Origin of the sequence: Caballeronia terrestris (genome assembly GCF_001544515.1) — a bacterium.
In the GTDB taxonomy this organism is placed as follows: domain Bacteria; phylum Pseudomonadota; class Gammaproteobacteria; order Burkholderiales; family Burkholderiaceae; genus Caballeronia; species Caballeronia terrestris.
The window spans coordinates 1-8940 of the sequence record NZ_FCOL02000116.1; the positions used below are offsets into that span (position 1 = coordinate 1).

Annotated in this window: 7 protein-coding genes; 5 read left to right on the plus strand and 2 right to left on the minus strand. The window is 56.3% G+C overall.

All coding sequences use genetic code 11. The annotated features are described in order from the left end of the window. Positions 1-206: 206 nt before the first annotated feature. Both AWB67_RS32815 and AWB67_RS32820 read left to right on the plus strand, forming a co-directional pair. The gene (locus AWB67_RS32815) at positions 207-992 is read left to right on the plus strand and encodes a phytanoyl-CoA dioxygenase family protein (protein WP_200822369.1); all 786 of its coding nucleotides are present in this window, start codon (positions 207-209) and stop codon (positions 990-992) included. A 19-nt stretch (positions 993-1011) separates the two neighbouring features. Beyond that, the gene (locus tag AWB67_RS32820; protein WP_087660201.1) at positions 1012-2049 is read left to right on the plus strand and encodes an FkbM family methyltransferase; all 1038 of its coding nucleotides are present in this window, start codon (positions 1012-1014) and stop codon (positions 2047-2049) included. Between the two features lie 162 nt (positions 2050-2211). On the opposite strand, the gene AWB67_RS32825 is transcribed toward AWB67_RS32820, so the two are convergent. After that, a complete protein-coding gene (locus AWB67_RS32825; RefSeq protein ID WP_087660202.1) occupies positions 2212-3264 on the minus strand; it encodes an acyltransferase family protein in 1053 nt (350 codons plus the stop codon). A 210-nt stretch (positions 3265-3474) separates the two neighbouring features. Here AWB67_RS32825 and AWB67_RS32830 point away from each other — a divergent pair, with 210 nt between their 5' ends. From AWB67_RS32830 to AWB67_RS32845, 3 genes are all read left to right on the plus strand, one after another. Then, on the plus strand, positions 3475-5358 hold the full coding sequence (locus AWB67_RS32830) for a hypothetical protein (RefSeq protein ID WP_125477789.1): 1884 nt from the start codon (positions 3475-3477) through the stop codon (positions 5356-5358). A 320-nt stretch (positions 5359-5678) separates the two neighbouring features. Then, positions 5679-6134, plus strand: a complete 456-nt coding sequence (locus tag AWB67_RS32840) for a GtrA family protein (protein WP_235025473.1) — start codon at positions 5679-5681, stop codon at positions 6132-6134. A gap of 50 nt (positions 6135-6184) precedes the next feature. Beyond that, a complete protein-coding gene (locus AWB67_RS32845; RefSeq protein ID WP_087660205.1) occupies positions 6185-8110 on the plus strand; it encodes a glycosyltransferase family protein in 1926 nt (641 codons plus the stop codon). A gap of 66 nt (positions 8111-8176) precedes the next feature. Here the strand turns inward: AWB67_RS32845 and AWB67_RS32850 are convergent. Further along, the coding region (locus AWB67_RS32850) for an acyltransferase family protein (protein ID WP_235025474.1) at positions 8177-8940 on the minus strand (764 nt) is incomplete at its 5' end.

Consider the following 8940-nt stretch of genomic DNA (forward strand, 5'->3'; position numbering starts at 1 on the left):
CCGGAAAGCTCGACTTCTCGGCCTTCAACCAACATGCCTCGTAAGCCGCATTACCCACTCCACTTTTGAAATAGCCTGATTTCCTGCTGTAGAAATAGCTGCGGCCGCCGGAACTGAAATTACGTCGGCGCTATAATTCGAAGAAATACTGGGAGAGCCGGCATGGAGGAACGACAACGGTCGACGCGTATGGTGTCACGGACCGCTTGCCACAATTCGACGACATCGATGAAGCGGCAGGGGAGCTCCGTATCAACGGATATACGATACTGAATAGCGGCTTTTCGAGCTCATTTCTCGATAGCCTGAAGAACGGTCTCGACAACGTCTATGCCGAGCAAATCAAAGAACTCGGGTGCGAGAGTGCCCTTTTGAGCATCAACGACGCTGACATCGCGCGATGCATGTTCGCTTACGACTCAAACTATTTAAACGTCGCCACGACTGAGCCACTGATGGAACTGGCCCGCCGATTCATCGGTTCGCAACTTGTACTGATGATGCAAAACGGCATCCTGAACCGGCCCGATCGGGAAAATTATCAGGCGAAGTGGCACCGCGATCTGAATTATGAGCACTGGACCAGTTCGAAACCGTTAGCAATCAATGCGCTACTTTGTCTCGATGACTTCACTTTTGAGAATGGCGCGACATACGTGCTCCCTGGAACTCAACACGTTGCTCCGTTTCCCACAGATGCATTCGCGCGCAAACACGAGCGACAGATTGCAGCCCCGGCCGGTTCGTTCCTGATCCTCGACGCGATGATGTTTCATCGCGCCGGAATCAACCGATCCGGAAGCGTCCGGCGAGCAGTGAATCACGTAATCGGCCTTCCGTTCATGGCGCAGCAAGTCGATCTCCCGAGCGCTTTGGCCCGACGAGGAATGCCCGAGCCGACCGATCCCGGCATTCGAAACTACCTGGGTTACCGATGGTCACCGGCGGCGGACGCTCTTGATTGGCGCGCGCGCCGGTTGCCTAATAAATAATTTTTGGGAGGCTCAGAGGATGCTTTTAGGACTCTATGGCGCAGGCACCTTGGGGCGCGCGCTAGGACGCACAGTCGATTTCGATTTCTCTTTCGTCGATGACACGCCGAGCAAGCTCGGCACGGCGATCGACGGTCACGAGGTTACTAATCTTGACGGCTTCGCCGACGCGTCGGGACAAGAACGGCGGCTGTACATTTGCATCTATCAGCCCGGATTTTCGTATCTGAAAAAGCGCGCGCAAATTCATGCGGCACATCCTCATATTGACGTGCGGCCGTTCACCGAACTGTTCGCGACCTCCGCTTCTGACATTCTTCCGTATCTGTTTTTCGAACGAGTTGAAGAGCTCGACACAAAGCTCGTGCAATACGACCGTGTGCGCTCTCTACTCAGCGACGATCTATCTCGGCGCACTCTCGACGGGCATATCAAGTTCCGGAGAACTGGGCGCTTCGAGGACATCGTGAGTACTGCCCGTCGAGACGTCCCGTTCCTCGTAGCAGCACTATCGCCAGAAGTCGCTTACGTAGATGGCGGCGCTTTTGATGGTGACACGACCGAGGATTTCATTTCTATCTCCGGGGGCAAGTTTTCCCGCATTCATATTGTCGAGCCTGATCCGACGAATATCGAGCGGGCCAAAGGTCGGCTTAATCCGCTCGTGCCGTCGGACCTGATCGTATATCACGAGGCTGCAATAGGCGCGGGTCGTGGTCTGGTTGGTTTCAACGCCATCGGCTCTGTCGGCTCCGCAGTCGATGAATCCGCGTGTGAAAAGGTACAGTCTGTTCCGCTGTCTGAGTTTCAAACCGACAAACAACTCTTCATCAAGTTAGACATTGAAGGCTCGGAAATCGACGCGATTTCAGCGGAATTGCCATTTCTTTCGCGATGCCGCCCCATCCTCGCCATAAGTGCGTATCACCGTCCGGATGACTTGCTCGATGCTGTTCGCCTCATCGAGCAGACGAATGCGGGCTATCGCCTCCATCTGCGCTGTCATGGTGAAGGCGGGGAAGATTTGATGTTGTATGCGATTCCTGCCAAACGCTGAAAGAACGAATCAGAACGACTCGGTCGGTCATCGCAAGGCGGGCGCTTTCAGGTCCGTGCGAAATCGAGAGACAAGACATTGCATCGATTCTTTCAGAGCATCGAGATTCCTCTTTGAAACGATAGGGATCGGCCGGGTCGCAACGCCGGCCCTGCTTCGCGATCAAGTCGCCGTGCGGGTAGCCGGTTGCCGGTAAAGCGCCGCCCGAAGTACATCGGCAACCTTCTTTGCCAGAGGCTGCAGCACAACAGCGCCGGCGAAACTCAGGACAATAATCAGCGCGCACAGCGCATAGGATTCAAGGACGCTTGCTCGCGTAAGATCGAGCCTTCCAAAAAACGCATAGATGATCTGGTGATGAATCAGAAATGCGAGAAACGAATATTTCGAAATAAAGCCAACTGCAGATTCCAGTCTAGGCGTAACGGGTAGAAGTTCCGCGCCGGCGGCGAACAGACAGAAAAATATCGCGCCTATCAGAAACATATAGAAGAGCGGCGATACGGAGATCGGGAACAACTCCAGCCACGCGATCGCAAGCGCTGCGAGAACTACTAACCACTTTTTATGGCTCAGGCCAAATCGGACGAACATCATGCCAAAGACAAGCTCGGGCAAGCGCATTAGTGGATTACGCTGATCGATCAACTCGAAATGCTGGGCGTTATAAATCGGAAGCGCGACGAGATACACGGCCGGAACGATCAGCAGCGCGAGTAGGGGATAACGCTGGACAACGGGCCGGACAAGGGGAAACAGCAAATACAGGAAAATAATGAAGCCCAGAAACCATTCGCCAATCACATAATAGTTCGAGGTTTTATAGAGGAAAAACCCGTCCATTGCGGCGACCGAGAAAAGCAATTTCCAATACTCCCCAGTGTCGTTCAGGTGTTTATTTAATATTAAACAAAAGATGCTGGCTGCGATGAAGGCGACCCAGAATCCGGGGTAAATGGAAAGAAACCTCTTCTTTAAATAGTCGGCCAGATCGATTTTTCCGGGATAGGTAATCATTAACGCGGCGCCGGAAATCATGATGAAGAGCGCGACGCCCAGATCGCCGAAGCCGATGTGCAGCACGCCAATTGAGCCGGCGACGCGAGTGTTTGGGTACTGGTAGAGGTACTGGCTCCGATAGTGATAGACGATGATCATCAGTACGGAAATCGACCTCACGAAGTCTAACCAGAAAAGCCGCTTGTTCGCCGACATTGAGCACACCAGATGCGTGAAAACGCGCAGTATAACGCCAAGCAGACGCGTGCGAAACGAGGTATTTCGCGGACGATTTCACGCAGTGTCAGCACGCAGCAGATTCTCCGCGTCGAAACCATCCCGCACCGCGTCATTGCGGAAGCCATGGTCCACGTCGAGCCCGCGTCTCGGCCGACACTGCCTTCTACCTAGATTTTTGAGGCAGGGATGGCTATCATCTCAGGCCATCGTTTGCGGCTTTCGTTGGCCCGGCGCCCGCACGAGTTCATCAATTACCAGGACACCCTCTACGTGGCAGTAACGGAAAAGAGAAAGCTGGCAAGCGCCTTAATGGCCTTTTCGCTGGTCGTATTTTATATTTCAATCCGGCTCCGACTCGGTACCGAGTTGCCGGACGATGCCGCGTTCTTTCTCCGGTATGCGGAGAATATGGGGCACGGCCAATTTTGGGCGTGGAATTTAAATGAAGCGCCGGTATGGGGTGCAAGCGCCCCGTTATTCCCGCTCTTGCTGGTTCTTCCAATAAAACTCGGTGTACCGCCCGTCGACGCGATCGTGTGGGTCAGTATTATCTTTTCGACGCTTTCGCTGACAGCGGTGTCTCTGATGCTCGCGCGTCACTTCGGGTATCTCGCGGGCGTGGCATTTACGGTTCTTGCTGCGCTCGATACCGGCGCGATGTTCTACGCCGGTTCGGGTCTTGAGACTCCGCTCACTTTCGCATTGCTGGCGTTTGGCCTCTATGCACTGCTGGAAAAAAAGGGCGACGTCGCGATCGGAATTGCTGCGGGTCTTCTTGCTGTCCAAACAATGGACCTGGTTCCTGCTGCCGGCTTGCTGGTCCTTGCGCTCGCGTTCCGGCGCAAACAGATCCCGGTGCGTGCGGTGGTCATCGCCGCGGCGATCACGGTCGCATGGTATTCGTTTGCTTGGATCTACTTTGGCGCACCCGTTCCGAATTCGTTTCTGACGAAAGCGATTTATCAGGATCGGTTCGCGAAAACGATCGATTGGCACTGGTTCGGCGGCGTCGTTTTATTTCGCTATGGGCACTGGATCTATGTACTGCTTTCACTGCTAGGTATCGCGCACTGCTGGCCGCGCCTAAAACCGTTTCTTATCTACTCGGTGGGTCTGATCGCGGCGCACGTCGGGGTTTATACATTCAAGTATCCATTCGAGCCCTATGACTGGTACTGCATGCCGGCCATTTTTATGCTGCTTGTCCTTGGTAGTGTCGGACTCGCATCGCTCGGTCGGTGGATGGGCAAGCTGTCCGCCAAGCAGAAATGGATGCCGGCAGGCGTCGTCGTGATGCTCCTGGCTGCGATCGTTGCCGATCAGTTGGCATTCCAGCAACTCGATGCGCGCGTGCGCAAGAACTGGCTAGGGTACGTCGAACACGATCGCGCCGACGCCGGCAGATGGGTCAATGAGCATACGCCGAAGAGCTTTCGGGTCGCGACGTATTTCGATAGCCCGGTATATTATTCTGAGCGCTACGTCTATGATTTATCGTTCCTGAACCGGCACGTGGAATCGGGGAACGTACTCGAACGCTATCGGCCAGAAATCCTGGTCTTTCAAAACATGGAGACCGCCACGCCTATGACGCCCGACGAATTTGCGCCGGACTACAAAGTCGTGAAAGTTTTCGACAGCGGATTCGGCGCGGGGCAAGGAAACATTTTTTTCACGGTATATGCACGCAGTGACGTTATTTCGCAGCTTTCCGACGTGACGTTCCCTGTCCGGACCAGTTGCAAGTCGCTGAATGATTGCCAGCGTTACCAGCCGGTGGTCGCGAGACCTGTTACCTCGGTTATGCCGCCGGAATTGGCATTGCCACAGATCGTTGCAGAGCAGTGCAGCATCGATGCAATCGGCGGTGCGTCAGCGAGCGGCCAACCAACCGTGTCGAAGTCCGCACCGGTGGATATTGACGGCTGGGCGTTTCCGAATTCGAAGCGCGAGCCGGCGGAGGACACCTTCCTGCGGCTCACAGGGACGGGCGGAACCTTTTATGCGTTGATGCGTGGCGGCAAGCCGCGAGGACCGTCGCACACGGATTCAATCTACCCGAGGCTCTGAACAATTCGGGTTTTGCCGGCAAGCTGATTCTCAGCGGGGTTCCGAGTGGCGATTATCAAATCAGCACGATCGTCAAGACTCAGTCGGACGTCGAAATTTGCGCGCCCCGCAACCTTCGTATCGTCGACTAGCGGTTTGCACGAGGGCGCAGCTATTTGGGCGCCCATTTCGATTAATTCGGCTGAACGACGCAATCTGCGCACCCGGTGAGCTTCCGTTAAAGCCGTCTGTGGCATTTGGAAGCCCACCGGCCAATTCAGTGAAACGGATGCTACAGGGTAATATCCATCCTTTTCCCAGTCTTGAGGACACCCCGCCTAGTGAGCCCTATTTCGCAACGCACCGGTTCGGCCGGCCGGAGCACGACGACTCTTGCCATCATCTACGCGCTGCTCGCTGGCGTGGCGATGGTTGCCAACATCGGCGCGCAAGACATTTCCCTGAACCTATACAACGGACCCTACTCGGTACCGGTATCGGTGTTCGTTGGCACCATCGTCGGGTTGATCGTTAAATACACGCTCGACAAGCGCTTCATTTTTTCTTTCAAGCCGACCAGCGCGGCGCACGACGCACGAACTTTCGTTCTTTACTCGTTGATGGGTATCGTCACGACGATTATTTTCTGGGCATTCGAGTTCGCCTTCGACCATATCTTCCATACCAAGAGCGCGCGCTTCACCGGTGGCGCGATTGGACTTGCGATCGGTTACGTGACGAAATATCTGCTCGACAGGAAGTTCGTTTTCGTCGACGCGCCGAGTGCCCGTCGTTGAGCTTGGTGGCTTCTTCAAAGGAAAAGACGAGTGCGAGTTCAGGAGTCAACGTGATCAAGATCGAAAAAAACCTGTCATTGCTGTTCATTTGCGCCGCAGCGGTGTTTCTGTACGCCATCCACCGCCGCATCGGTATCGAACTGCCTGACGATGCAGCGTTCTTCCTGCGTTACGCGGATAACGCCGCGCAGGGGCACTTCTGGGTGTGGAACATCGGCGAAGCGCCGGTCTGGGGTGCGAGCGCTCCCTTTTTCCCGTTGCTGCTGGTGCCGCTGATCACGCTCGGTGTGCCGTCCGTCACGTCCATCGTCTGGGCAAGCGCGTTGTTGTCCGCCGCGAGCCTCGCTGCGATGGCGGTCCTGATCGCACGGCGCTTCGGTTTTTTGTCGGCGATAGCCTTCGTCGTGCTCGGTGCGCTCGATACCGGGACGATGTTCTACGCTGGCACGGGTCTCGAAACGCCTTTGACGTTTGCGTTAATCTCCTTTGCGTTGTTCGCGCTGCTCGAGCGTCGCGGCGAAGTGGCGATAGGCATCGCAGCGGGCCTGCTCGCGATCCACAAGATGGACCTCATTCCCGTCGGCGGGCTGCTGGTCCTCGCATACTCGTGGCAGACGCGTCGGATGCCGATTCGCTCCGCCGTGCTCGCCCTCGTGATCGCGTGCTTGTGGTACGGATTCGCGTGGTGGTACTTCGGTGCGCCGGTACCCAATTCATTCCTGACGAAGGCGCTTCATCAAAACGACTTCGTCAATATTATCGACTGGCGATGGTTCGGCAGCACGGTCTATTATCGTTTCGACCATTGGCCGCTCTCGCTGCTGGCGTTGCTGGGTCTCGTGCGCCTGCGCAAGGGTTTCGCGCCACTTCTTTTGTTGATGCTCGGCTTGCTGGCCGTGCATCTTGCCGCTTACACCGTGAAGCATCCGTTCGAACCGTACGACTGGTACTGCATGCCGTCGCTACTGGTGCTCTTGATTCTCGCAAGCGCGGGGGTCGGGTTCATTGGAGAGTTGCTCGGCGCACGAGGGAACAAGCGGCTGCTGGTAGGCGCAGTGTCCGTTCTCCTGTTGCTTGCGGTCATAGTGCGATACGAAATCGACTTTCAGCGCGCCGACACGCTTTCGCGGCAGAATTGGCTTCGCTATGTCGAGCACGATCGCGCGGAAGCTGGCCGCTGGGTCGATGAGAACACGCCTGCTTCGTTTCGTCTCGTGACGGCGTGGGGAAATCCGGCGTATTTCTCGCGACGCTATGTCTACGACTTGTCGTTTCTTAACCGGCGCTATGAGCCGGGCGATCTGATCGAAAAGTATCGTCCGGAAATCCTCATTTTTCAGAATAGCGAACCGTCGACCCCCTTGACGCCCGATCAGTACGGCCCGAACTACACGCCGGTCAGGATTTTCGACAGCGCATTCGGCAACGGCGAGGGGAATTACTTTTTTACTGTGTATGCGCGCAAGGACGTGCTGCCTCAGATTCGCAACGTGACGCTGCCGCTTGCAACGAGTTGCGTGGCCGAGCAATTCTGTCAGCGCTATCAGCCGCTGAAGGTGTCGGAGGCGTCGGCAACGCGTCCGGTGTCCTTGCCGGCAAACACGGTAGCGAGCACGACTTGCCATATCGACGAAATCAACGGTTCGGCGTTTCCGTCGAACGAGAAGTTCGCGGCCAAGCAGTCGGTGAATCTGTCGGGATGGGCACTGAACGGGAGTGAAAAAAGTTTGCCGATCACGCTGTACGTCAAGCTCTCCGGCGCCGCGGGCACGTTCTACGCTCCGGCGCGTTCGCTATACGCACGTCCCGACGTGCCGGCCGCATTGGGGTTGCCAGAGTCGCTGAAAGATGCCGGGTTCAAGGCAAAGCTCGATCTCTCCGCGATGCCCGCCGGCGATTACGACGTAGCTATGCTGGTTGGATCGAAGACCGAGACGCAGGAGTGTGCGCAGAAGACGCTCCATCTGTCGCGGTAAGGCGCGTCGACGTGAGCCACGCGCCGCGGTCCGCCCAAGGAATCGTGGCGGACCGCGATCTTTCCATTATCGAGCGATACCGTCAGCTTCTTTCGTCCGGTTCGACTGAATGAACGGCAGCTCGATGTAGCGGTAGGTGAACGCCGCCATCGCAACTGTCGACAAGACGACGAGAGCGCCAAGCGCCCAATAAGCAGGTTGCGTGAGTTCGGCGACGCTGCGGAAATGATTGACTACTCGCGACAGCAGAAACAGCACCCAGTTGTGCAGCAGGTAAATGCTGTAGCTCAGCAGACCGAGGAAGCGGGCGGAAGGATTCGTCAGAAAGCCGAAGATCGAATTCCCGCTCGCGATCATCACGAACGGAACGAACAATAGCGCGGCACCGGTGGCGCTGTAGACCATCGGTTGCCATGCGAGCGTGGCTCCTGCGCATCCGACCAAGATCGCCGTGCCGAGCGGCCCGCAACACAAGCGAGATACCGGCTTCCAGCGTACGGCCGCTGCCGCGAGGCATCCCGCCACGAAAAACCACTCCAGTTGCGTATCCGAGTAGCACCAGATCGAGAGCGCTAGGAATGCCAGAAGCGCGAACTGAACGCGCGGCTTCGCAAACACGGCAAGGAGCGGCAGCAGAAGATAAAACTTCCATTCGTAGACGAGAGACCAGAACACGGTGTTGATCAAGGCCGTCTGCGGGTACATGTTGATATTCGGCGCACCCGGAATCGTGAACAGGATCCACGCGTAAGTAGTCGGACCTGCAAAATTGGGTTTTGTTCGTGGACGCCTCGGGGCGTTCATCAGGTGGCCTTGTACTTTTCGAACTC

Excerpts from the sequence above, each read along its gene's own strand:
- AWB67_RS32820 (WP_087660201.1), top strand. The coding sequence starts at position 1,012 with ATGCTTTTAGGACTCTATGGCGCAGGCACCTTGGGGCGCGCGCTAGGA.
- AWB67_RS32825 (WP_087660202.1), bottom strand. The coding sequence starts at position 3,264 with ATGTCGGCGAACAAGCGGCTTTTCTGGTTAGACTTCGTGAGGTCGATT.
- AWB67_RS32830 (WP_125477789.1), top strand. The coding sequence starts at position 3,475 with ATGGCTATCATCTCAGGCCATCGTTTGCGGCTTTCGTTGGCCCGGCGC.